Annotated in this window: 22 protein-coding genes and 1 pseudogene; 8 read left to right on the top strand and 15 right to left on the bottom strand. The window is 37.5% G+C overall.

Features of this window, described 5'->3' with window-relative positions; translation table 11 throughout:
* Positions 1–123: 123 nt before the first annotated feature.
* A pseudogene (locus tag ACFINW_RS02485) lies at positions 124–265 on the top strand (integrase); the annotation flags it as partial.
* Positions 266–364: 99 nt separating this feature from the next.
* Here ACFINW_RS02485 and panB read toward each other — a convergent pair.
* The 11 genes from panB to rpoZ all read right to left on the bottom strand — a co-directional run bounded on the left by panB (position 365) and on the right by rpoZ (position 9,788).
* Positions 365–1,180, bottom strand: a complete 816-nt coding sequence (panB, locus tag ACFINW_RS02480) for a 3-methyl-2-oxobutanoate hydroxymethyltransferase (protein WP_375620722.1) — start codon at positions 1,178–1,180, stop codon at positions 365–367.
* The gene (gene panC / locus ACFINW_RS02475; RefSeq protein WP_375620721.1) at positions 1,177–2,037 is read right to left on the bottom strand and encodes a pantoate--beta-alanine ligase; all 861 of its coding nucleotides are present in this window, start codon (positions 2,035–2,037) and stop codon (positions 1,177–1,179) included. Before panC ends, panB begins: the two co-directional genes overlap by 4 nt.
* A 23-nt stretch (positions 2,038–2,060) precedes the next feature.
* Positions 2,061–2,807: a DNA repair protein RecO gene (gene recO / locus ACFINW_RS02470; RefSeq protein WP_375620720.1), complete on the bottom strand. Its 747-nt coding sequence runs from the start codon at positions 2,805–2,807 to the stop codon at positions 2,061–2,063.
* A gap of 25 nt (positions 2,808–2,832) precedes the next feature.
* On the bottom strand, positions 2,833–3,738 hold the full coding sequence (gene era / locus ACFINW_RS02465; protein WP_375620719.1) for a GTPase Era: 906 nt from the start codon (positions 3,736–3,738) through the stop codon (positions 2,833–2,835).
* Positions 3,731–4,438, bottom strand: coding sequence for a ribonuclease III (gene rnc, locus ACFINW_RS02460; RefSeq protein ID WP_375612949.1), 708 nt, complete (start codon positions 4,436–4,438; stop codon positions 3,731–3,733). The genes era and rnc overlap by 8 nt, the downstream gene beginning before the upstream one ends.
* Positions 4,419–5,231, bottom strand: coding sequence for a signal peptidase I (gene lepB / locus ACFINW_RS02455; protein WP_375620718.1), 813 nt, complete (start codon positions 5,229–5,231; stop codon positions 4,419–4,421). The genes rnc and lepB overlap by 20 nt, the downstream gene beginning before the upstream one ends.
* 79 nt (positions 5,232–5,310) lie before the next feature.
* Positions 5,311–5,712, bottom strand: coding sequence for a holo-ACP synthase (gene acpS / locus ACFINW_RS02450; RefSeq protein WP_375620717.1), 402 nt, complete (start codon positions 5,710–5,712; stop codon positions 5,311–5,313).
* Between the two features lie 26 nt (positions 5,713–5,738).
* Positions 5,739–6,347 carry a DUF2062 domain-containing protein gene (locus ACFINW_RS02445; RefSeq protein ID WP_375610146.1) on the bottom strand — a complete coding sequence of 203 codons (609 nt, stop codon included), beginning with the start codon at positions 6,345–6,347 and terminating at the stop codon, positions 5,739–5,741.
* A gap of 93 nt (positions 6,348–6,440) precedes the next feature.
* Entirely contained in the window at positions 6,441–7,019 is a 579-nt protein-coding gene (gene pyrE, locus ACFINW_RS02440; protein WP_375620810.1) for an orotate phosphoribosyltransferase, read from the bottom strand.
* 16 nt (positions 7,020–7,035) lie between these two features.
* Positions 7,036–9,261, bottom strand: coding sequence for a RelA/SpoT family protein (locus ACFINW_RS02435; protein WP_375620716.1), 2,226 nt, complete (start codon positions 9,259–9,261; stop codon positions 7,036–7,038).
* Between the two features lie 128 nt (positions 9,262–9,389).
* Positions 9,390–9,788: a DNA-directed RNA polymerase subunit omega gene (gene rpoZ / locus ACFINW_RS02430; RefSeq protein ID WP_273791104.1), complete on the bottom strand. Its 399-nt coding sequence runs from the start codon at positions 9,786–9,788 to the stop codon at positions 9,390–9,392.
* A 567-nt stretch (positions 9,789–10,355) separates the two neighbouring features.
* Between rpoZ and ACFINW_RS02425 the strand changes: the two genes are divergently transcribed.
* On the top strand, positions 10,356–11,024 hold the full coding sequence (locus ACFINW_RS02425) for a uracil-DNA glycosylase (protein WP_375620809.1): 669 nt from the start codon (positions 10,356–10,358) through the stop codon (positions 11,022–11,024).
* A 48-nt stretch (positions 11,025–11,072) separates the two neighbouring features.
* Here the strand turns inward: ACFINW_RS02425 and smpB are convergent, their stop codons facing one another.
* Together smpB and dapA are read right to left on the bottom strand one after the other, a co-directional pair.
* Positions 11,073–11,549: an SsrA-binding protein SmpB gene (gene smpB / locus ACFINW_RS02420; protein WP_012231306.1), complete on the bottom strand. Its 477-nt coding sequence runs from the start codon at positions 11,547–11,549 to the stop codon at positions 11,073–11,075.
* A gap of 18 nt (positions 11,550–11,567) precedes the next feature.
* Positions 11,568–12,452: a 4-hydroxy-tetrahydrodipicolinate synthase gene (gene dapA / locus ACFINW_RS02415; RefSeq protein ID WP_375620715.1), complete on the bottom strand. Its 885-nt coding sequence runs from the start codon at positions 12,450–12,452 to the stop codon at positions 11,568–11,570.
* Between the two features lie 251 nt (positions 12,453–12,703).
* Here dapA and ACFINW_RS02410 point away from each other — a divergent pair, with 251 nt between their 5' ends.
* Positions 12,704–14,794, top strand: coding sequence for a lytic transglycosylase domain-containing protein (locus ACFINW_RS02410; RefSeq protein ID WP_375620714.1), 2,091 nt, complete (start codon positions 12,704–12,706; stop codon positions 14,792–14,794).
* A 1,014-nt stretch (positions 14,795–15,808) separates the two neighbouring features.
* Here ACFINW_RS02410 and ACFINW_RS02405 read toward each other — a convergent pair.
* A complete protein-coding gene (locus tag ACFINW_RS02405; RefSeq protein WP_375640336.1) occupies positions 15,809–16,579 on the bottom strand; it encodes an energy transducer TonB in 771 nt (256 codons plus the stop codon).
* A gap of 241 nt (positions 16,580–16,820) precedes the next feature.
* Here ACFINW_RS02405 and ACFINW_RS02400 point away from each other — a divergent pair, with 241 nt between their 5' ends.
* The 5 genes from ACFINW_RS02400 (at position 16,821) to ACFINW_RS02380 (ending at position 23,159) form a co-directional block, all read left to right on the top strand.
* Entirely contained in the window at positions 16,821–18,998 is a 2,178-nt protein-coding gene (locus ACFINW_RS02400; RefSeq protein ID WP_375620713.1) for a TonB-dependent hemoglobin/transferrin/lactoferrin family receptor, read from the top strand.
* Between the two features lie 263 nt (positions 18,999–19,261).
* Positions 19,262–20,305 carry a hemin-degrading factor gene (locus ACFINW_RS02395; RefSeq protein WP_375640153.1) on the top strand — a complete coding sequence of 348 codons (1,044 nt, stop codon included), beginning with the start codon at positions 19,262–19,264 and terminating at the stop codon, positions 20,303–20,305.
* An 18-nt stretch (positions 20,306–20,323) separates the two neighbouring features.
* The gene (locus tag ACFINW_RS02390; protein WP_375620711.1) at positions 20,324–21,226 is read left to right on the top strand and encodes a hemin ABC transporter substrate-binding protein; all 903 of its coding nucleotides are present in this window, start codon (positions 20,324–20,326) and stop codon (positions 21,224–21,226) included.
* 5 nt (positions 21,227–21,231) lie between these two features.
* Positions 21,232–22,329: a FecCD family ABC transporter permease gene (locus ACFINW_RS02385; RefSeq protein WP_375612958.1), complete on the top strand. Its 1,098-nt coding sequence runs from the start codon at positions 21,232–21,234 to the stop codon at positions 22,327–22,329.
* Positions 22,326–23,159 carry a heme ABC transporter ATP-binding protein gene (locus ACFINW_RS02380; protein ID WP_375611204.1) on the top strand — a complete coding sequence of 278 codons (834 nt, stop codon included), beginning with the start codon at positions 22,326–22,328 and terminating at the stop codon, positions 23,157–23,159. Before ACFINW_RS02385 ends, ACFINW_RS02380 begins: the two co-directional genes overlap by 4 nt.
* A 1,121-nt stretch (positions 23,160–24,280) precedes the next feature.
* On the opposite strand, the gene ACFINW_RS02375 is transcribed toward ACFINW_RS02380, so the two are convergent.
* On the bottom strand, positions 24,281–25,255 hold the full coding sequence (locus ACFINW_RS02375) for a tail fiber protein (protein WP_375611203.1): 975 nt from the start codon (positions 25,253–25,255) through the stop codon (positions 24,281–24,283).
* Positions 25,256–26,100: the final 845 nt, after the last annotated feature.

Genomic DNA, 26,100 nt, shown 5'->3' with positions numbered 1-26,100 from the left:
CTCAAGTGCTAAGCGCTGTCGCAGCATTGAAAATTGGCAAAGTGTGTGATGATGCCGGCTTGCTCTCTTATGAAGCGTAAAGACGGGAGTACTCTATAAATTTTATAAACTTTATAAGGGACTTACCACTATACTATTCACGAACGCCGTCGCGAAATAGGTTGGGTACCTTAAGAAAGCTTTCTTTAAAAAAGCACGTGAATTAGCGACCCAATGGCGTTCTGTTTTGCATGAGAGGCGTGACTTCATTAAAGAAATGGAAAAAAGCACAGTTCAAATTGCATACAAAATATATTAAATAATGCACATTCATTATCAAAATAAAAAATGTTCTCTTGTCAAACCTTTCATCTTAAACTGAAGTTTATTTTAGTTTATAAACTTCATTATCCGCTGGGAAAGCGCGAGATGTGACATCCTCTGCATAATTCTTTATTGCAGTTTCCATCGCTTGTTCAAGGTCTCCATAACGGCGTACAAATTTTGGCACATGAGAACCATAGCCCAACATATCTTCCATAACCAATACTTGCCCATCACATTGATTGGACGCCCCTATACCGATCGTAGGGATAGAAAGCTTATCTGTCAGTTTCACCGCTAAAGGTTCAACCATTGCTTCTAAAACAACAGCAAAAGCACCTGCCTCTTCAATCGCTGCTCCATCTGCTTCAATTCTTTGCCAATCATTCTCCTTGCGTCCTTGTGTTTTAAAACCACCAAAACGATTCATTGCTTGGGGTGTAAGACCAATGTGCCCCATCACTGGAATGCCACGTTTACACAAAAAATCTATTGTTTGGGCTATATAAACGCCCCCTTCAAGCTTAACTGCACCACACCCCGTTTGTGCAAGAATGCGCGATGCATTTAAAAAAGCTTGTTCTGGACTTTCCTCATAAGATCCAAAAGGCATATCAATAACAACAAGAGCTTTTTGAGATCCACGCACCACGGCTTTCCCGTGTAAAATCATCATATCTAAATTAACAGGAAGCGTTGTCTCAAACCCATACACAACCATCCCAACGCTATCACCAACCAAAAGGATATCGCAATATGGATCAGCAATCCGCGCAGTATAAGCTTGATAAGCTGTTAAAGAAACAATTGGCTGTTGTCCCTTTCGTGCACGTATTTCGGAAGATGTTATACGCTTTACGGTTTTATGTACACTCATTTTCCACCCTTCTCTTGCAATATATATTGATCAATCAGCCTTACCTCACCAAAACGGACAGTAAGGAGTAAAACCGCCGGTTTATTCAATGTTCCTTTAACCACGCATAAAGTTTCCATATCCCGTAAATCTATCGCTTCAATGATTGCACGCGTTTCTTGTTGTAAAATATCACGAACAGTTTTGCATAATTTATCAACCGACCGTTCACCTTCATGATAAAGCTTTTCAGCAGCTTTTCCACTTTCAGGAATAATTTTGGCAGCTTTACGATCTTCTAATGTTAAAAGCTGATTGCGTGAAGAACAAGCTACACCATCTGACTCCCGTAGAATAGGAACTCCAACGATTTCAATAGGAAAAGCCAAATCTTCAACCATACGCCGAATAATTAAAATTTGTTGAAAATCTTTTTCCCCAAAAAAAGCCTTATCTGCTTGGACAATGTTAAAAAGTTTAGCAACAACGCTTGTTACACCACAAAAGTGCCCCGGACGTAATTTTCCCATCAAAATACGTGATAATTTTTTCACTTGCACAATTGTATCATTTCCTAGTGGCCACATTTCATCGACAGAAGGAGCAAAAACACATTCAACACCTGCTTCTTTTAACAAAGCACAATCGCCCTTCAAATCTCTTGGATATTGAGAAAAATCTTCATGAGGTCCAAATTGCTTTGGATTGACAAAAATAGAAACCACTACGCGATCACACATTGCTCTTGCATACTGTACTAATGCAAGATGACCATCATGCAATGCCCCCATTGTTGGAACAAAACCAATCGAAAAACCTAAACGTCGTTCCTCTGAAGTATATTGGCGAACTTCAGCAATTGTCTTTAAAATTCTCATTTTCCCATTCAATTATCATCAGATCAACAAATTAATGCCTGTACACCAAATTGGCGCTCAAACAATTGTATCAAATTCATGCGCACTGACGGCTGCTTTATATCTCGTGGCTCCCAGACATGACGCATAAGAAAAAAACCCGTCAGTATAAAACCATTTATTATATCACTAAAATCAGCAGGACGAGTCGTTCTTTGTACAAGAAACTGTGGTAGAATGAGAAGCTTTTTTTTCCAAGGTTCTCCTGCTTCTTCACAGACAGCCCGACCAGATTTTGGTGATACGTAATGAAGCCTTTCCTGACGACCTGTTGCAGCACAACAAGATAAATCAAGACCAAAACCAAGTTCTTCAAGAAGCAGCATTTCAAAACGTACAAGCAATTCTGCATTTACAAATGGTTCATCAAAATTCTGCATAAAAAGGTGTAAAATATCATATAAAATGGGGTGCGGATCACGTTCGGGAAGAAGCCGCAAATGAAAAGCTATCAATTGCAAAGCATAAAGTGCTTCTGGTAGACAGATTAATCGTGCCGCATGTAAATCAAGAGCTTCAAGCCGAAAAAGTCCCAAATGTTCGTCTAAACGAGCCCACCATTCAGCCTCCACAAAATTTCCAGGTTGAAGAAGAGCTGCCATACGACGCGACCGCCCCCCTTTTACCACTCCCATATAACGACCATGTTCACGTGTCATAATCTCAAGAATAACACTTGTTTCACCATATTGGCGTGTACCAAGAATAACGGCTTGTTCTTTCCACTTCATTTTACTTTAATTATTTTTAAAAATCTTATTTTAAAAAATCCAATCCCATTTCGCGATAACGTTCTGGATCAGTATCCCAATTATCGCGCACTTTCACAAAGAGAAAAAGATGAACCTTTTGATCCATAATTTCCATGAGTTCTTTACGTGCTGCTTGACCAATCGCTTTAATTGTATCGCCTTTTGCTCCTAAGACAATTTTTTTCTGACTCTCACGCTCGACATAAATAACTTGATTAATTTTAACGGAACCATCTGAACGCTCTTCCCAGTTTTCTGTTTCAACCGTTGAGGAATAAGGAAGTTCATCATGAAGACGAAGAAAAAGTTTTTCACGCGTAACTTCAGCAGCAAGATGACGCATAGGCATATCAGAAATTTGATCTTCCGGATAATACCATGGCCCTTCCTGCATCATGTTACTCAACGCATGAAGTAAATCCTTGCAACCAGAACCGTTTAGAGCAGAAATCATAAATGTTTGCGCAAACTTTACACGTTCATTTATTTTAGTGGTTAACGCTAGAAGAGATGATTTAACAACTGTATCAACCTTATTAAGAACAAGAACTTTTTCTTGTTTCATATTGTTTACAATATCTAACATCATATCAACTTCATCCGAAAGACCACTTTGAGCGTCAATTAAAACGAGTAGAACATCAGCGCTCTTAGCCCCTCCCCAAGCAGCAGAGACCATGGCTCGTTCTAAGCGCTTATGGGGACGAAAAACACCCGGTGTATCGACCAACACAATTTGCACATCATCATGAATGACAATACCGCGGATTAAAGTTCGTGTTGTTTGTACCTTATGTGTTACAATTGAAACCTTTGTTCCAACCAATTGATTAACCAATGTCGATTTACCGGCATTAGGCATCCCAATAAGCACAACAAACCCAGAACGCGTTTTCATAACGTCACTCATGATCATTTTTTCCTACTGTTTTCCATACACCCTCTCGTCGCAAAATTTTTTCAGCTGCCATTCTTTCAGCATATCTTTTGGAGCTTCCCTGCCCAATCTCTGAAGCAAACCCAGAAATACTGACCTCTACCATAAAAACAGGATCGTGATCTGGACCTGAACGTTTTATAACCTGATAATGTGGTTGTGCATTGCCTTGGATATGCGCCCATTCCTGTAATTCTGTCTTGGCATCACGTCGACCAGCATCCATTTTCTTTGCCCGACTTTGCCAATATTTTTGAATAAAAGGGCGAACGCTTTCCAATCCTCCATCGAGATATATTACTGCAATCAAAGCTTCCACGACATCTGCATGCATGTTGATAAGTCGACGTCCCTCAAAATTTTTCATCTCAAAACCAACACGGATCATATCAGGAAGCCTCATTTCACGCGCAATATCAGCACATGTCTGTGCATTGACCAGATGATTTAAACGAACTGATAATTCACCTTCACTTGCCTGAGGAAAAAGTTGATACAGCATCTCTGCAATCAAAAGCCCTAAAACCCGATCCCCTAGAAACTCTAGTCGTTCATAATTCCCCTGTTCCGAATCTTGTACACTCGAGTGTGTTAATGCCTTCTTTAACCTCTCTTCATCTTTAAAACGATGCCCCGTCAGCTTGAAAAGCTGATCAATCATGAGACGTTTCATCGTTGCTTCCTTGCTTGATAAGCGGCAAATCATGAACCGTATTTATGAAAGAAAACAAACGTTTCCAACGCACATCAAATGGCCAGCGCCAAATCTGCCAAGCACTTGAACCATTACTGATAGAAAAGAAAATCACGCTCGCGCGACCAATAAGATTTTCTTCTGGAACATAGCCTACATCTAAACGACTATCATCTGAATTGTCGCGGTTATCTCCCATCATAAAGTAATGTCCTTGAGGAACTTCAAAGACTTCTGTATCATCAACTTTCGGGATGAAAGCTAAATCAAGTGTATCATAACTGACACCGTTAGGCATTGTCTCGCGATAAACCTCAACAGGATAGTTAACCTCTGTTATATCAGAATTATCAATCTCCCCCATAAAGTGACGTGAAACAGCCTCATCATTAATATAAAGGACACTTTGACGGACTTGTATACGATCACCTGGTAGCCCAACAACGCGTTTTATATAATCAATCTTCGGATTACTTGGTAAGCGAAAAACGACCACATCTCCACGTTGAGGTTGAGATGCCCAAATCCGTCCAGAAAAAAGAGGAGGAGAAAAGGGGATGGAAAAACGAGAATACCCATATGCATACTTAGAAACAAACAGATAATCTCCCACCAACAAAGTAGGACGCATTGAACCGGAAGGAATACTAAACGGCTGGAAAAAAAGTGTCCGAATAAACGCTGCTAAAAGCAAAGCCTGTATTAAAACAGAAATAAATTCACGAAGCCCACCTTTTTTTTCTTTTTTATGCACTTTATCTTTTTGGATCATCACCAACTGCCTTCTCATCACAGATATAATTTTTTTCATCATAATATTCAAATAACAAAAGCACAATCTCTCATGCCATCTATCCACGTGGAAGTGCTTCGATAATAATAAATGCCTGCGCCCAAGGAAAATCATCTGTTATACTAAGATGAATAACTGCATCATGATGAGGAGGTAATAACTTTTGAAGTTGTATTTGCGCACGATTTGTTAATTGCATTATTGGTTTACCAGACGGCAAATTAACTACCCCCATGTCTTTCCAATTGATACCACAAGCGATTCCCGTTCCTAAGGCTTTAGCACATGCTTCTTTAGCAGCAAATCTTTTTGCATAAGAAGAGGAGCTTTTTTTGAGATTTTCAGATCTATTTCTTTCAATATCCGTAAAAATACGTTCGATAAAATGCTCACCATAACGAACCAACATTTTCTCAATACGTCGTATATCAACCAGATCATTTCCAAGACCAATAATCATAAGATATTACCCGATCTTTCTTAAATTTATTTCTGTTTTAATACAGGCGATGAGCGCTTCTTTAAACGCCTTTTTTTTATAATCTTTTGGTATCGCTTTTGTTTAAAACGAACCGTTGCTCTGTAAACACCTATATAAGATAAACCACCAAAAACAATACCTAAAAGAGTTCCCCCTAAAATCATAGGACTCATAATTGTGTCCCATGCGCCTTTAAAGAGGAGAGAGAGATTTGACAATGTCAAACCATTAAATAGAGCACGAATTTGCGAAAGAGAAATCTCTTTGACATCGCTAAAAAGTGATAAACAAAAATACCCTACTTTATAATCAGCCATGACAATCAATAAAAATGTGAGTGGATTAGAAAAAATTGTCCCAATGATTGCGGCAGCAAAGTTTGCACGCAAAAGCCAAGAAAAAAATATTGCCAAAATAATATGCAGCCCAAAGAAAGGTGAACAAGCTAAAAAAACGCCAACAGCAACCCCTAATGCTACTTCATGCGGTGTTGCTGATATACGCAAAATACGTTTATGTATGTAGCAAAATGAGCGAGAAAATGAACGACGTGGCCATAACCAAAGTCGAATACGCGTTACAAAATCTATTGGTTCTCGACGACGAAAAAGCATATGACTCTCAATATACATCTTTTGATGATGAAATAATCTATATCATCCAAATTAATCTTTTTAAGCTTTTGCACAAAAAAAATATAACGACAATTAAATATTTCGACTGCCTGGTTTAATCGCGGGAAGAACAGAAAGCTCTGCAGGAAGTGCATCACTAGCATAAGAGGTTATCTCGTATTCAGCAAGCGCAATCAATGGAACTCCAACATTGACCTTACCACCAGAACGATCAAGGATACATGCACTAGCCAATACCTCTGCTCCTGCTGCAACAAGCGCTTCAACAGTCTCACGAATGGAAAGACCCGTTGTTACAATATCTTCAACAATAACAATCCGTGCACCCTTCTTGATTTCAAAACGACGCAATTCAAAGATGCCATTTACACGCTCTACCCAAAGAGAAGGAACACCAAGGTGACGTGAAGTTTCATAGGAAGGAATAAGACCGCCAATTGCGGGACCAACAACATAGTCAATTTTTCCCTCGATAGATTTTTTGATTTTTTCAGCCAATCCACGACATAACTTTTCCGTCAAGTCAGCATGCATGAATACTTTCGCTTTTTGCATATAAGTCGCACTATGGCGCCCCGATGTTAAAATAAAATGCCCTTCTAGAATAGCATCTGCTTGTTTAAAAATATCAATGACATCTTGTGTCTTCATTGCAAAATCTTTCTTTTTATCCATGAACCCGCCGTACTGTACTTACTGAACCTGCCTTTTTTAACTGAGAAAAAATACGATTCAAATGTTTTAAATCCCACACTTCCAAATCAATCATAATTTCTGTAAAATCTGGTGCTGTACGGATAAAAGATAAATTTTGGATATTGGCATCGTTAGCAGAAATTATTTGTGTAATTTCAGCCAGAGAACCTGGACTATTTACAACTAAAATATCCATCCGTGCAGGAAAACGTTCATTCATTTGGGCATCAATATCCCAGCGGACATCAATCCATCGTTCTGGCTGATCATCATACGCCATCAAAGCTGAAGACTGTATTGGATAAATAACGATCCCAGCTCCTGGCTGCATAATACCAACAATCCGATCTCCAGGTACTGCTCCTTCCGGTGAAAAACGTACGGGTATATCTCCACGGGTTCCTCTAATAGGCAATGCTTTAGATTGATGATTCTCGACCTTTGCATTCTTCTCATTTTCTGGAACTTTAAAAATCATACCTTGAGCATTTTCAATATTAAACCAACCTTCTTCCCCAGGCCTAAAAGATGACTTTTGTACCACACGGTGATCTTGATAATCAGGATAAACCGCTTTAATCACATCAGCGGAAAACAGCTCTCCACGCCCAACAGCAGCCAATACATCCTCTACATCTTTACGTGCTAAACGTGGCAAAACTTTCTTCAAAAGGTCTTTTGAAAATTGCTTTCCCATATATTCAAATGAACGCTCGAGAATACGATATCCTAAACCCGAATATTGTTTACGTACCGCTGCACGACTTGCTCGTCGAATAGCTGAACGTGCTTTACCCGTGACAACAAGAAATTCCCATGCTGCTGGCGGAATTTGAGCGTGTGAGCGAATAATATCAACCTCATCACCATTTTTTAATTTGGTCATTAAAGGCATAATACGACCATTGATTTTTACACCCACACAAGAATCACCGATGTCTGTATGGACGGCATAAGCAAAATCAATAGGCGTAGCTCCTTTAGGAAAAGCAATTAATCGACCTTTCGGCGTAAAACAAAAAACTTGGTCTTGAAAAAGCTCAAGTTTTGTATGTTCTAAAAACTCTTCTGGATTATCTCCATCAGACAAAGATTGTATCGTTTGACGCAACCATGCATAGGCATTCGTTTCACTTGATAACTTCACAGTCGAATAATTGGAACCATGCTCTTTATAGATGGAATGAGCAGCAACCCCATATTCAGCAACTTCATCCATAGCAGCCGTTCTAATTTGCAACTCAACACGTTGTCTTGAAGGGCCAACAATTGTTGTATGAATAGAACGATAATCATTTTGCTTTGGTATAGAGATATAATCTTTGAAACGACCAGGAACCATTGGCCATGTCGTATGAATGACACCAAGAGCACGATAACAATCATTCACGGACTCAACAATCACACGAAATCCAAAAATATCCGATAATTGTTCAAAAGATAATGCTTTACTTTCCATTTTGCGAAAAACTGAATAAGATTTTTTCTGACGGCTTTTAACATCTGCTTTAATGCCATTTTCCAAAAAAAGTTTTGTCAATTCATTTTCAATTGTGGAAAGCAAATCACGGTTGTGTTTCAATAATTCAGAAAGTCGATTGGTAATCGTACGATAACCTTCTGGATTTAAATAAAAGAAAGAGAGATCCTCTAATTCCTCACGCATATCCTGCATACCCATACGACCTGCAAGTGGCGCATAGATATCCATCGTCTCTTCAGCAATTCGCCGACGTTTATCATCACGCATAACACCAAGGGTACGCATATTATGAAGACGATCAGCAAGTTTGACTAAAAGAACACGAACATCATCAGAAATAGCAATAAGAAGTTTACGAAGATTTTCTGCTTGTACGGCTTTCTTTGATACAAGATCAAGCTTATTAAGCTTTGTAAGCCCTTCAACCAACTTCCCAATTTCAGAACCAAAAAGCTGATCAATTTCTGCTCGTGTAGCGCTTGTATCTTCAATTGTATCATGCAAAAGAGCAACAGCAATCGTTGCCTCGTCCAACCGCATATCTGTCAAAATAGCAGCAACTTCTAAAGGATGAGAAAAATAAAGATCACCTGATGCACGCTTTTGATGTGCATGCTTTTTCATTGCATAATCATAGGCCCTGTTTAAAAGAGCCTCATCTACGTCAGACTTGTAACGTTGAACACGTCCAACAAGCTCACACTGACGCATCATACGAGCATATCCTTTATCTTTTCACACCTCTAATCTTTATTGAACATGTCCTATCAATAAAAGACAAGAAAAATAATTGCTCCTTACATGACAAGGTATCTTTACTCCTGTAACATAAATTGCTGCAATTAATAATCGTCACTTTTTTCTGGAACAACCAAACCTTCAATACCCGCTAAAAGCTCTTCTTCTGACATATGATCAAATGAAGTACCTTCTTCTTGCGACGACGTATTAAAAACACTTTCAGCTTCACCTGAATGGGTAATAAATTCACTTGCCATTTCTGGCTCATCTACTTCCACATGCTTTTGCAACGAATGAATAAGGTCTTCCTTTAAATCAGCAGGCGACAATGTTTCTTCTGCTATTTCACGCAAAGCAACAACTGGATTTTTATCATTATCACGATCAACCGTAATCTGCGCTCCTTGTGAAATCTGACGCGCCCGATGACCTGCTAAAAGTACCAATTCAAAGCGGTTGTCAACTTTATCAATACAATCTTCTACCGTTACGCGGGCCATTTATGCCTCTTTCTCAAATAAAAAAATTTAATAGCGGATAAAGGAGTATATACAATAATCAAAATAAAACACAAGAAAAACAACACAAACTTTTATATTTTTTGATTAAAGAACTTATTTAAAAAAATTCTTGGAAAATTTAAAAATGTATAACCTATTCATGCTCGTTATCAAAATTTCTTTTAAAAGCATTCCAATAGATTGACTTCAAACAAAGGGAGGTCTTTCTTGACAAAAGACTTGTCTGGAGTCCTTATCCTTTTAAAAGGAATACCTGCTGTTTAAACCCTTTGCAATAACAGCAGTCTTATACATACTTTTTATGATAATATCTTTATCTAAAGAGAAAACTTTTTTCTTTGAACATCATGTGTATCGCACTCTTATTCATCGAATAAATTACTGAAAGATGACCTCTCTTTACACAATAATGAGCAATAAGTTTATATTAAACTTTCTTCTAAAAAAGTTTATTTATATTCATTATAGATTGTTTATCAAAACATAACCCGTCATATACGCTATATAAAGACTCACAAAATAGAAAAACGATTGATGCCTAACACCATGAATAGCCAATTAACATCACTGTGCCCAGAACCACCCCAAAATTGCAATTTATGTCCGAGGCTTCATCAATTTATCGCTGGCTGGCGTGTAAAAGAACCAAGTTGGTATAACGCACCGGTGCGCCCATTCTTTCCTTATAAAGGGCCAGATACAACACGCCTTCTTATTGTTGGGCTTGCTCCTGGATTACGCGGAGCAAATCGAACTGGACGTCCATTTACTGGTGATTATGCTGGGCACTTACTTTATTCAACTTTAAAAAAGTTTGGTTTTGCCCAAGGAACCTTTGAAGAAAGAGCAGACGATACTCTTGAACTTATTGATGCAGCAATTGTTAACTCTGTTCGTTGTGTTCCACCAGAAAATAAACCCACCGGTGCAGAAATTAACACGTGCCGCTATTTCTTCTCACCTCTTTTAACAAATCTTCCCAAACTTAAAGCCGTTATTACCTTAGGCACCATTGCGCACCATTCAACGATACGTGCCCTTAATGCAAAAGTTTTAGCTCACCCTTTTGGACACGGCGAAATCAATAACATCGGCAGATTACGCATCTTTTCGAGCTATCACTGTTCTCGTTATAATACAAATACTGGACGTTTGACAGACGCCATGTTTCATCAAATCTTTCAAGCAGCAAAAACATACTTAGATCAATGCTAAAACTGTTTTAAACAGCGCTATGAATAAAGAATATCTAGATCGCATCCATTAGCCATACCTTTTTAAAAGTCTTGCTTTCTCACGTCCCCAATCACGTTTTTTTTCCGTTTCGCGCTTATCATGAAGCTTTTTCCCCCGCGCTAGAGCGATCTCCAACTTAACGCGCCCTCGTTCATTAAAATAAAGTTTGAGAGGAACAAGTGTCATTCCTTCACGAGACGTTGCATTAAAAAAACGTGCCATCTCACGTTTTGAAAGTAATAATTTGCGCAAACGTCGTGGTTCATGATTAAAACGATTAGCCTGCGTATATTCAGGAATATAGCTGTTTACTAACCACAATTCCCCATTCTCAAAACTCGCATAGCTTTCAGCAATATTGGCATGATTAGAACGTAAGGACTTCACTTCCGCTCCCTGAAGGACAAGACCAGCCTCAAGATTATTAAGGATTTCAAAATTAAAACGTGCTTTACGATTGTCAGCAATTATTTTCCGTACGGGCGCGTTCTTTTTTTTATTCATGGCTTTGTCAATATCATTTTATGCTTTTAAAAGACCAGCATGACTGAGGGCTGCATCAATAATCTTCTTTGTTCTTTCTGTTAATGGAACAATAGGAGAACGCACAGTATCACCACAAAATCCTAATTTTGCAGCAGCATATTTAATACCTGCTGGACTAGGTTCAATAAACACAGCACGATTAAGAGGCATCAAGCGATCATTTAATTCTCGTGCTGTTTTATAATCACCACGAAAACAAGCTGCTTGAAGTTCTGCACAAAGCTTCGGAGCAACATTGGAGGAAACTGAAATACACCCCATACCTCCATGTGCATTAAAACCTAACGCCGTACAATCATCACCGGAAAGCTGCACAAAATCTTTTCCACACTTTTCACTTTGTTCACTAACGCGCTCAATTCTGCTCGTTGCATCCTTAACACCAATGATATTGTTAAAATCTTGATAAAGGTCTTTCATCGTTTCTACAGCCATATCGATAATAGAACGACCAGGAATATTATAAATTATAATCGGAATAGAAACAGCTTTGGCAATGGAAGAAAAATGCTTATATAAGCCAGATTGATTTGGTCTATTATAATAGGGAGTGACAACCAAAACTGCATCTGCGCCAGCTTTTTGCGCGTATTGTGCAAGCTCTACAGCCTCGCTTGTGCTATTTGATCCCGCTCCAGCAACAACAGGAACACGCTTTGCAACCTGCTCAACACACAATTCTATAATCCGCTTATGTTCTTCATGACTTAACGTTGCTGATTCACCTGTTGTCCCAACAGGGCTTACACCGTTAATCCCTTGTGTGATCTGCCATTCAACAAAATCACAAAACGCCTTCTCATCAATTGCGCCCTTGTTATCAAACGGTGTGATAAGCGCAGTTATAGCTCCCTTGAGCATGACAAACTCCCTATAATGTTTGCTTTTATTTTTTTAATAATCGCCTTTTATAAATTTTAAATAGAGCATAATCTTGCTCTATCATTGAAGCAAGATGAATTTCAAAAAAAGCCCCCATAAGATGAAAATGTCCCTCCTTAAATGTTGAACATTTCTTTAAAATAAGCCGTCTATATTAACGCGTTTTTCATGCTTGTGTTCTATAAATCCTTAAGTTTTTACAAAAAGCAAGGTCTCAAGGTCTTTTCTCTATGCGTGTATTTTCCACCTCTCTTTTCGTATCAACCTTTACTGCACTTATACTGGCAATAAGAATTTTATTTTCAAGTGCATACGCGCAAACACCCCTTTTGCAAGGGAAAGTACCAATCCCTTTGGTTCGCCCTACTCCCTTTACCGCAAAAGAAGCTCAAGAATCTCTTCAACAGACACACACAACATCACACAATACTGCTACACTTCAGCAACTGAAAACTGGGCTAGATGCACTAGCAAACAACAATATTGCAAAAACAATAAATCTTCGTAATTCAATGGAAAAACATAGCCTTGATCGTCATATTTTGACATGGGCGCTGGGGGTGTCAAACCAAGCTAATATATCCAGTTCTGAAATATTTAATGCAATCAACATGCTAAAAGGATGGCCAGGTATAGAAACGATGCAACGCAATGCTGAACGTGCTTTTCTTAACGAAACCAACGTCACACGCGCAATCATCCAAAAATTTTCTCATCACCCGCCCCAAACAGCACAAGGGATGGCTCTTTTCGCTAAAGCACTTATCGCAACGGGACAAACCACTCGTGCTCAACACGTTATTGCGCCATGGTGGCATAAAACACAGCTTAATGCAAAAGAAGAAGTATTTGTTCTTAAAAATGCAAGCGCTACATTAAAACCTATTGATCATTTGAAACGCATGCAGTTTATGCTGTATGCACATCGTTTTGATTCAGCAGCACGCGTTGCAAAATTAGCCCATGCTCAATCTCTTTTTAATGCTTTTGTGGCCGTTGAAAAAAATGATCCTAGAGCTACACAAAAATTAAAAGCTGTAGAGAGATCATGGCAAAAAGATCCTCTTTTTCAGTTTGCTCGAATACGCCATCTTCGACGAACAGAGCAATATGATGCGGCCGCAGCACTCATGATGAAAACATCAAAAGATGCATTTCGCCTTATGAACCCTCATTCATTGTGGAAAGAACAACGCGCCCTTTCTCGTGAAATGCTCGATTTAAACAAACCAAAAATTGCTTATCAACTCGTTGCAATGCACACTGGTATAACATCTGCATTAGCCATCGATGCTGAGTTTCATGCAGGATGGTATGCACTACGGTTTCTTCATAACCCTAAATTAGCAATGCAGCATTTTTCACGTATTCCTCAACTCTCTTCTTTACCTTTTTATGCATCACGTGGATATTACTGGATGGGACGAACAGCAGAAGCGCTAAAAGAACATCAAAATGCCCAGCAATACTTTCATCGCGCAGCTCATTTTGGTGCAACTTACTATGGTCAATTAGCCGCTGCACGACTCAACCAAAAAAAGCTTAAAGTTTTCTTTCCCAAACCAACAACCGCTGAGCGACAACATTTTAGTGCACGAAAAGCGATCAAAGCAATTCAACGTCTTGAAGCAGCCGGCTATGCTGATTTTGCTAAAATTTTTTATAGAGAGCTCGGAAAAAAAATAGAAAGCCCCGGTGAATTAGCTCTTCTGGCTGTTATGGCAGAAAAAAATGGAGACTATTATACCAGCCTCAAAATTGGAAAAATGGCTGTTTTTCAGGGGAAAAATGTCGGTGCACTCTCTCATCCTCTGGGAGCTATACCAGCTTCTGCTAATATTTCTGTAGAAGAAAAATCGCTTATCTATGCCATTGCACGCCAAGAAAGCGAATTTAATCCAACAGCCATATCAAAAGCAGGTGCACAAGGTATACTCCAATTGCTTCCTACAACAGCAAAAGCACTGGCAAAAAAATACTCAATCGCATGGTCTCCTAAAAAATTTAGCAGTGATGCTCATTATAATGCAACATTAGGTGCTCATTTTCTCAATGAACAATTAGAACGTTTTAATGGATCCTATATACTAACTCTTATTGGCTATAATGCGGGTCCCCGTCGAGTCAATGAATGGATAAAACGTTATGGCGATCCTCGAGGTCAATCTCTCGATAACGTCATTGATTGGATTGAACGTATTCCTTATACAGAAACACGTAATTACGTGATGCGTGTCATGGAAAATTATGGTGTCTACAAAGCAAGACTCACTGGGAAAATAGATATAAAAACCGACTTGCTTTCTGGTCGACGGAAATAATATGCCTTAACTTCCCAAATAGCATTTGAAAGCGTTGATAAGAAGTGTTTTTATTCCTTTTTAAATAGTACCATACCCACTTTCTTAGGACGTATAAGAAAGTAATTTTAATTGATTCAGTATTAATAAATTCGAAATGAGGAAACCCTACGCTATTTGGGTCTTTTATTTTAAATACAAAATGATGAATTATCATTATAAATCAACAGGTAGTACAAATAATTCATTTCTTCTCAACATAGACGACAATATCATAGAGATTACAAATATAAGAGAAGAGTGAAACAAATAGCTCATCCTTTTACTGTTGCTTATTAGTCAATATTCAAATCTTGTGAAACAGCATCTTTTAAGACTATTTTTTCCTGCTTATAACATTTCTATAACAAATAAGAGTACGTTATTATATATATCGTTTGGATTATCTCTGATAACAGAAAGACAGACTCATTGAGTTAGAAAGCCTTAAAGACAAACAATTCTCTTCTGCCCCTTCCCTTTTCATTCGGTTCTACGACTTTTAAATATGTCAATATCTTTTAATGATGAAGATGAAGCTTTGCTTTTTTTCTTATTTTTACATATAAGCTCACATCCTTCACACAAAACAGAGTATCCCCAAATAGTATGTTTTTCTTATTTATATTATTGTTTTATTTTAATGTTTCTAAGTCCATTTCACAACGGTGTATCTGAAAAGTACTTACGAAAATCCTCTCACGAATGGTATAAAAATCGATTAGACCTTTAATTAATAAAAGCTATAGCTCTATCATCCCTTAACTCCCAATGATGCAAAAGCCCTTTCATTTAGAGCACTCATAAGAAGTATATTCACTGCTTCTTAGAAGTTTTTTATCCATGCTCCTCCTCAACTTGTATCATACGTAAGCGGATGGTTTTGATTGATTCAACATCAAAAAAATTCGAATAAATTGTATTTGAACTTTCATTAAAATTATAAATAGTCATTATAAATCAATATATTATAAGAAAAGCGCCCCGCATAAAAAATCAGCTAAATATTAGGGATACTCTAATTGTTTTATTCACTTTTGATGGTGGTGGTGGTGGAAAAGAACCAACGCGTCGAAGGGCTGCCATCGCTAATCGATCAAGTTCCGGGTCACCAGCAGAGACTGCTACACGACTAGAAAAAATACTCCCCTGCTCATGCACCATAAATTCTAACTTCACCGTTCCTTTTGTACGATTGGTGCGCTGTCCCACAATATAATTTTTTTGCCTTTCTAATTGTGACTGTACCTTTGCTAACCACTCCATTAACAACATATCTTCAAGCCCTGCTGTACCGCCACCCTTGTTGATGGAAGAAGAACGTACCGCCTTTGCATTGGAGCGCTTTACTACAGCCTTTGGCATCGGTATTGTTTTTTTGATAAACGCTTTATGCTCCACTTTTTGAGGTAGGGGTTCTTCCAAAGGCTTTAAGTCATCTTGTTCTACTATATGCTGAGGTTCTTCCGATTGAACTTCATCCACGGATTCCAATCCTTCTGACTCCTGCTCTAGGAGATCAGACTGTAATAATTCTTGCTCTGTATTAATATCCGACTCTCTATGAATATCTGGCAAGTCTGTATCAACATCCGGATATACAGTTTCTTGCATAAAAGTCAGCATAATCTCCGACGAGAGCAAACCATTACTTATACCAGTACTTTGAAAATAAAACTGTGCTGCCAATAATACATGCAAAAAGAAAGCCCCAATAAATGCACCAATCCAAAGAGTTAATAATTGTTTCGTATTTGCAAAATTCATCGTTTCTTCTGCCACTATTTTAAGCTTAATATTGGTGTTCAATCTCATTAAAACAGGCTATTTTGAAATTGCAACTTTTTTCTTGACTGATTTTGTCATGTTTAATATGGTCTTCTAATGATTTTGTGCCGTTGTCAAAATCATTCCTACTTGGCTGGCAAGTTTTAATCAGTGAGTCCAGCCTTTTTGTATTAAAAATTTCAAAACAGAGAGGGGATGTTTAAAAGGGTTATGATGTGTTATGCAAATAAGACGAAAAAATATCTATAAAAGCTGTGTAATTTTAAGTGCATTATCGGTCTGTATACCTTCATTTGTTTTTGCACAAAATAAAGATGGAAGTGCTGTCACTGAACTCAAACCAATCCTTATTAAAGGAAAAAAAATAGAAGATGCTTCAAATTCAATAACCATTCTGACTGATCGTAAGACCAACAAGAATATTGATGAAAGACAAATAACTGATGTTTATGATGTGAGTCGTCTTAATCCTTCCGTATCCTATAACTCAGAAAATAACAGTTTCGTTATTCGGGGTTTAGATGCAAACCGTGTTCTTACGACAATGGATGGTATTTCTCTTCCATGGTTTAATGATATATTCCGTGGTGGAGGTGGAAACACAACTTTTGATTTCAATGCTCTTTCTACGTTTGATACTATTCAAGGATCAGATTCTAGTCTTTATGGTTCTGGCGCCTTAGGGGGAATCATTGCGTTGCGTACCCTTGATCCTGAAGACCTGATCGTGGAAGAAAAGAATTGGGGAAGCCTTATAAAAGGTGGTTATAATTCTGTTGATAACAGCTGGCGCATCGATCAAGCTTTTGCTGTGCGTAATTACCGGACATTTTTACTTTTTCAAGGATCTTATGTAGAAGGTCATGAGCGCAAAAATATGGGAACAGTAGAAGGGTATGAGGAACGCACGCGCAAAAACCCTTCTCACTTTGATAAAAATAACTTGCTTTTTAAAATTCATCAATATTTGAGTGATAATCACCGCCTTGGTTTTACCGCAGAGCGTTTTGGTCATAATAGTAACACACATGAATTAAATTCGTCTAAAAGATACGCTCCAGGTTCCGTTTATGAGCAGGATAATAAACTTCGTGAGCGCTTTTCTCTTTCTTATAATTATAATGGTAATGGTGATGCAGTTCTTGATGCGTTTAATGGGCAGCTTTATTGGCAAAGGCAATCAAGTCGTTACGTTATGACAGGCGTTCGTGTTTCAGCTCCCAAAGGGGATTATTTGAGAGATAATTTCTTGCGTAATATCAATTATGGTTTCAATGCTGATGCCCTTAAAAAAGTGGATTTTGGCACTATAAACCATACGTTAAAGTTTGTAATGAATGTTTCGTCATCTAAATTTCATCACTATTTGTTAGGTAAAGACAATTGTCATATAAAAGAATACGCTCGGGGATGTCTTTTTGTTCCTGCTAATCGATCAGATTCACCAGACACAAATGGTTACAATTTAGGTTTTGTTTTTGAAGATGAAATTGGGTTGGTTGATGATCGTTTTCGTGTAACACCGGGAATCCGGTATGATTGGTACAAATATGTTCCTCAGAAAACACCTTCTTATGAGAAAGCACTGATTTCTGATAAATTCCCTCCAGAAAGAAGTGGTTCACGCTTTTCTCCTAAATTACGCGTGGAGTGGGATGTTCGTAATCAAGTAACGCTCTATGCTCAGTGGGCACAGGCTTTTCGTGCACCACGTATTTCAGAACTTTACGTCTCTTATATCAAACCTTCTGCTTATTACGTGAAAGGGAATCCTGATCTTCAACCAGAAACAAGCAATGGGTATGATGTTGGTCTACGGTATGGAAATGTAAATTTCGGTGGTTCCTTCAATGCCTTTTTCAATCAATATAAGAATTTCATAGATACTGAGGATAGAGGGCCATCAGAGGAATTTAGATTTGCGCGTCGGCATTACATGAATCGTTTTCACGTGCAAATTTTTGGTGTTGAGACAAAAGCCCATTTAGTTCTTAAAAATGGTTTTCATAGCAATGTTGCTCTTGCTTATTCACAAGGAAAAGATCTTGATAAAAAGGAGTATCTTAACTCAATTCCTCCTTTGAAAGCAGTTATCGGATTAGGATATGCAAAAGAGGTTTGGGGAAGCGATATTATCCTTACTTTGGCAGCTAAACGTGACAAAGTAGCCGGAGAATCTGATTACCAAAAAATTCCAGGATATCATGTCGTTGATATGACAGGGTGGTGGAAACCATTCGGTGAAACGGGACCTATTCTAAGAGCCGGTGTTTATAATCTTTTCAATACAAAATATTGGAATGTATCTGAACTTCCTTCAGGTAAAAGTTCAACACCAAAAGATTATTATAGCCAGCCTGGTCGTAACTTTAAGGTGTCGTTTGTACAAAAGTTTTAGTCACTTCTGTTAATTATTCGGTCAATAAAATCGTATTGATAAAAGGATTAATTATTGTGTTTCTATTTTCAACATCTTTAAAATTACAAAGATTTGGTAGAAAAGTTTTAATTCTTTCTGTTTTATCGTTTTTTGATTGCTCAGCTGTTGACGATAGAGTGTTATTTTGTGATAGATTGAACTCTTAAAAGAATTTAATTTATTGCCTTGGAATTGTAAAATTTGAAAGTTAGTTTTTGAGTTAAGTAACATAAGGTAAATTCATGGCACATACAGCTGAAATGATTCTTCGTTTGCGTGAAGAAAAAAAAGAAATGCGAAACCGCGATTTTGCGGTTTCGATTGGTATATCTGAAGCGGAGCTTATTGCGGCTTATTGTACCATTGGAAAAGCAAAAAGGCTACAAACTGATGTTGCTACTCTCTTGGAAAATGCACCTCGACTTGGAACCGTCATGGTCTTAACTCGCAATGAATATGCTGTTCACGAAATAACGGGACGCTTTGAAAAAATTGTTCAAAACGAACATATTCCTATCACACTTGGTGAAATTGATTTGCGTATTTTTACAAAACAATGGAAGTTCGGTTTTGAATATGATGTCGTTATTCTTGGAAAACCTACAAAAAGTCTGCAATTCTTTGATCAACATGGCGTTGCTATTTTAAAGGTCTATTCTAAAGATATGACAAATATGGAAGAGTGGAATAAACTTGTTGAAAAGCTCCTTCTTGAAGATCAGTCTCCTGTTCTTAACATTCTTCCCGTTTCTCTCCCAGCCCAATGTGACATAGCAGAATTGGATATTGAGAGTTTTCGGGATCGTTGGCGGAAAATGACAGATGTACACCAACTTCACAAAATTATTTCCGAATTTAAAATTAATCGACATCATGCTGTAAAATATGTTGGTAATGAATTTGCCGATGAATTACAGGTAAATGCTGTTGAAATGATGCTTAACCAAGTCGCACAACAAGAACTGCCAATCATGTGTTTTGTTGGGAATAAAGGGTGTATTCAAATTTTTAGTGGGACTGTAAAAAATATTAAGCAAATGGGACCTTGGCTTAATGTTCTTGATCCAAGATTTGACCTTCATTTACTCACGTCCGGGATTGCTAGAGTATGGCATGTTCGCAAACCTACCCGTGATGGTTATGTCAGTTCACTTGAAGTTTTCGATAAAGATGATGAGATGGTTATTCAATTTTTTGGCGTACGCAAGGAGGGGCAAAAAGAACGTGAAGATTGGCGTTCTTTATTGAATAGTTTGCCATCATGCCAAGAAAACAGCAGTAACTAAGATAAGATAAGGTTAGACATGTTCATATCTCTTTTACATAGGTTATCAAACCTTTTTCTTACGTGTTTACTGCTCTCTCTTACTTGTTTTTCTAAACAAGTAATTGCTGAACCTGCAACGCGTTTTCCTGAAAATGCTCGAATTGTTTCTATCGGCGGAGCACTTACAGAAATTGTCTATGCATTGGGAGCCCAAGATCAACTTGTCGCCCGTGATAGTACAAGCGTCTACCCACAAGAAGCGCTCAAGCTTCCTGTGCTTGGATATATGCGTGCTCTTTCACCTGAGGGGGTTTTATCACTTGCTCCTGAGGGTATATTGCTTGTTGAAGGAAGTGGTCCCGCTTCAACAATTGATATTCTCAAAAAAACATCAATACCTCTGGTGATCATACCAGAAGACTACTCCCGTGAAAATGTGATAGAAAAGATTCGCCTCGTTGGTCAAGCCATTCATCGGGAAGTGCAAGCCGCGGCGTTAATTGAGAAATTGAAGCGTAATTTTTTAGACAACGATGCGCTTTTGGCGAAAGTAACAACACCAAAGCGTGTTCTTTTTGTTTTCTCTGTGCAAAATGGACGCGTCATGGCATCTGGGACAGGTACTGCAGCTGATAGTATGATCAAACTTTCAGGCGCTATCAATGCTATCACCGATTATAAAGGATATAAACTTCTCAACGGCGAAGCATTATTGAAATCAGATCCTGATGTTATTTTGCTTATAAAACATGGTGCAAGATCAACCAGCATTGATAAGATTTTAGCCATACCGGCAGTTCAAGCAACAACTGCAGCGAAAAATCATGCCATAAAACAGATGGATGCTATGTATTTTTTGGGATTTGGTCCACGTACTGCAGATGCATCAAGAGAGCTTATTGAGATACTTTATGGTGCACATCAAAACGGTAAGAGCTGATAAAAATGGTAGACGGTACATCTAGGATGCATTTACCTAAAGAAAAAGAAGGTAAAAAAATAAACCGTTCAAAGCAGGGAAAAATTTTATTATTAAGCTTAATAATATTCCTTATTTTCAGTATTTTTGGTGGGCTCTTGAATGGTGCAGCAAAGGTTTCTTTCGTTGATCTCCTCCATGTGATACTTACACAAGATTTTTCGGTAAGTAGTAAAACGCGTGATTACCTCGTGCTCATCGACATAAGGCTTCCCCGTGTTATCTTGGGATTATTGATTGGAGCAGCCTTAGCTGTCTCCGGTGTTCTTATGCAAGGGCTTTTTCGTAATCCTCTTGCAGATCCCGGAATTGTAGGTGTATCAGCAGGTGCTGGACTTGGAGCAGTCTTAGCAATTGTTGTCGGCATTGCTTTTCCTGTTTCTTTTGCACCTTTTCTAGAGCCTTATAAAGTTATCATAGGTGCTTTTTTTGGTGGACTTTTATCAACAATTATTCTCTACATAATAGCAACGCATAACAGCTTTACCTCTATTGCAACCATGCTGCTTGCTGGTATTGCTCTTGGTGCATTAAGCAGTGCTGTTGTCGGAACATTGATTTTTGTCGCAAATGACCAACAACTGCGTGATATCACTTTTTGGAGTCTGGGCTCTCTTGCGGGCGCTACATGGTTGAAAGTATGGCTTGTTCTCCCTTTTATCGTTATTGGTCTTCTTTTCTCTCCCTTTTTATCACGAGCACTTAATGCCCTTGCTCTTGGAGAAGCTGTTGCTGGCCATATTGGTTTCCATATTCAACGCGTCAAAAATATTGCTATTCCCCTTGTTGCTCTTATGTGCGGTAGTGCTGTTGCTGTCAGTGGTGGTATTGGTTTTATTGGTATTATTGTTCCTCATATTTTACGTCAGCTCATAGGTCCTGATCATCGCTATCTCATTCCTTGCTCTGCTCTCTTGGGAGCAGCATTACTTATTTTTGCTGATATGTTTGCACGCTTAATTGTTGCCCCCGCTGAATTGCCGATTGGGATTGTAACAGCACTTTTTGGTGCACCTTTCTTTCTATGGATCCTTATATGCAAACGAGGAACAGACTTTTCATGATTGAAGCGACAAATATTTGTGTTCAGCGCGGAAAGAAGCAGATTCTTAAACACATTAATCTTCAAGCTAAAAGTGGTGCTTTTACCATTATTATTGGTCCTAATGGATCAGGAAAAAGTACTTTTATCAAAGCTCTGAGTGGTGAAATTCCTTACAGTGGAAAAATAACCTTAAATGGTTATAATGTATGCCAAACAAAAACTCATGTAATGGCAAAAATGCGCGCTGTACTACCACAATCAACAACGCTCGTATTTCCATTCTTAGTCCATGAAGTTGTAGGGCTTGGCCTTTCTGTAAACCAATTTAGCATTGCCAAAGCCGAATTGCAAAATCTTATCCAGAAAGCTTTAGAGTGCGTTGACCTTTCTGATTATGGCAACCTGTATTATCACCAATTATCAGGTGGAGAACAAGCTAGAGTACAACTTGCCCGTGTACTTTGCCAAGTCTGGAAACCTGTTCATAATGGGATTCCTCGCTGGATGATATTAGATGAACCTATTGCTAGCCTCGATATTCAACATCAAATCATCGTTATGGATATTGCTAAACAATTTGCTCATTCTGGTGGCGGCGTTCTTGCTGTTCTTCATGACCTCAATCTCGCGGCACATTATGCAGATAACATGATCTTGCTCAAGGAAGGTGAGATTTATTGCGAAGGAAATGCAACTAATGTGTTGACAACACAAAATCTCCGCGATGTTTATCATTGTTCTTTAAACGTTTCTGAATTACCTAAAGAAGATATCCCTTTTATACTCCCTCAAACGACATCCTCCTATGAAATTAGATCTCTAGGCTATCGGCTTCAATCTAAAAACTAAAGTCCATAGCAAAATAAAACACGCAAATATTCAAGAATCTTTTTTATTTTCATATGAACTCCTTTTTGTCATCTGTCATTAAAAAAGAAGACCAATTACCCTAAAGATATTTTTGGAAAAAAACACCAGTTTAAAATCTTTTAAGATTTTACGTAACTAAAAACATGTGAAGTTTTGTTTTGTTATCAAACTGTTATATCATACAAATTTATACAACATAAACATGCGTTTTCCCACTCTTTCTATCACTTTTATCTTTATAAAAATGATTCAAGAAATACATATAAATGCCTTTGTTATAATAACGGGTGTATTATTATATCTTCTAAGGACCATATAGAAATCAAGTACCTTTCTCCCCTGCATAAAAGATTTATTTGTAGCTTTAATGGTAATGTTTTCTTTATAATACATATACTTTAGCTTATTTGTATAAATAAATATTGATTTACAATGATATTTTTACTTTTCTCTCTCTATTAAAAAATTGTTTATTGGCATATCACAAAGAATTAACCTATTGAATAAAAACTTTAAAATAAACTCAATAACGCTTTTTGTAAGCCCCCTAATGCAAAAACAATGCGGAATATAGGGATGAGGAGAGAGTATAGAAATAGCGTTTGTCTTCTGCTTCATAAGCATAATGATGATTCCACTCAAAGGGGAACTATCATTTACAGATAAAGCCTCCTACCATGGAATGCAAAGAAATGAAATCGACAACAAGGTGAGAAATATCTTTATAAGATGAATTAACTCATACAGGGGTATGCTATTTTTGCACAAAAAACGCTAAAAATATTGTACTTTTTTATGCCTCAGGTTGAATAATTTTATTACCTTCCCCTATCAAAACACCTTATGAAAAAATATATCTCCAGATCTCTTCACGGCACAGTTTAAATGATTTTTACACATTTTCCCTATGTTATCATATAATTATAAAATAAATTATATCCTTAACTCTTTCTTTCAATCATTTTAAAATTGTTTTTTGACGCTCTCAAGTATTCTATTAACAATATAGATTTCCTTTTCATATGCATAGAAAATAACGCGGAATTGCTCCGCGTTAACAAAATTATCAAGGTGTATAGATTATTATTACTTAAACATACTCATGATTTTATAGCATAGACAACGGTTGTATTAACAGGGCGCGTTTCTGCCTCACCCGTATGGGAAAGAGTTACCTTGTGTGTATGTGCACCAGCAGAAGCTGTTCTCCCTTTCAGGGTTGCATTATAAGTATAATGATTCGGGAGTCTCCCAATATCACCAACGGGCCATCCTACCCCTTGATACTCAAAATTATGCGCATGCTCGCCTGCGTTTTCAATACTCCCAATATGCGTATGTGATTTTATGCTATCTTGTTGTTCATCTGCAAACTTTCTACCACCATCTAAACCCCGACCATTATCAAAGCCGCGTAAAAACATGCCTCTAAAATCAGGAACTTTAAAAGTTTTATTGCTGTCTTTTCCCCATTTATCACCTATTGCCTCGAATAACTGCGGATAATCTTCACGCTTATAGGCCTTACCATCACATAAAAGCCAACCATTTGGCACATTTTGCATAGCAAATGTTGCAATGAATCCAGAGGGGAAACTTTCTATCTTTGGTGGTGTAGGGTTTAATAAATACCAACCCTCATGCTCTTTTATTAAAACACCATTATTGTATACCATTTCATAAATGCCATCTGTTTGAAATTCTCCACCTTCTAATGGTATAACCCCCGTATCAGTGGCTTTATAGATAAGCTTTTCTCCTATATTATTAACAGTTATTGTTGTCACGCCAATATTTACACCACAAGCTTTAAAACGTATGACGATATCATTGTTGTATTTCTTTATAGGCGAAACTGTCTTTAAGGTAATTAATGTTGTTTTATCTTCCAAATTTACTATAAAGCTTGAATTAATAGATCCACCATTATCTGCAAGATATTCGCGCACGCGCTGCATCATCGCCCTTGCACTATCATTAACAGAACTAGGCGGCTGTCCTTCTGCCCAATTAATGATACTATCTGAATAAGCATTTTCATCAGCCTTTAGAGACCAATCATAGATATTAGACATTTTAAATCCCCCATTATTTTCATAGTTTTTCTAACAACTTCTCGTTCTGTGCACTAAAATGTGCTGCCGCTGTTTATTGGTACATCATAACCACTGCACCATCCTTATTTACGCATTTTATCTCTCTTCACTCCTTCCAATTTTATAACCTAAATTCACCAGACGCTTTTCATAACATTAGTCTTAATGCTTTCTCTTCTAATGTATAATGTAACACCTCATCTGATGTTACTTAATATCTTGTTTTGTTGCTTTGCTGTTGTTATATAATTATTTTTTCAATCTTGCATCTTGTTGCAAAATTTATAAATACTTCCAAAATTTTTCCTATTATGGATTTCATATAACCATTACTGAATGTAATAACTTATCATCCACATAGAAAATTTCTGACTTAAACATTATCTTTTTTTATTTTTTTCAATAGTTTAAATCTATCTCGTCGATATTTCATACCATATATTTTAAACAAAGAAATTCTATCTTTTGGCTATCATTTGTATTAAAATTTTAAAAATTAGCTTCAAATTTTTTGCATGCTTCATTATGTTTTTATCCACATGCAGATACTTTGTTCTATTTTATTCAATTGATTTCTGAAATTGTGTCACAAGATTAGCACCAATGTTTTTTTTGAATAAGCTTTTGTTCAATCTAAATGTATCACAGAGAATATATTCAATATGGACATTTGCTCCACACTTTCATTAAACTGGAAATAAAATACTTTGAAATATTAAATATCACACACCTTCACAAAATTTGAAGGTTGTATCCGATCCGGAAAAAATTAAAAAGCATAACCCACCCCCTCCCCCAATTTTTATGAACAATATCCTTGTTTA

The sequence above is a fragment of the Bartonella sp. AA18HLJMS genome, from assembly GCF_042197245.1.
Lineage (GTDB): Bacteria > Pseudomonadota > Alphaproteobacteria > Rhizobiales > Rhizobiaceae > Bartonella.
Note: the sequence above shows the minus strand (reverse complement) of the source record. Positions and strands in the feature narration are given on the sequence as shown.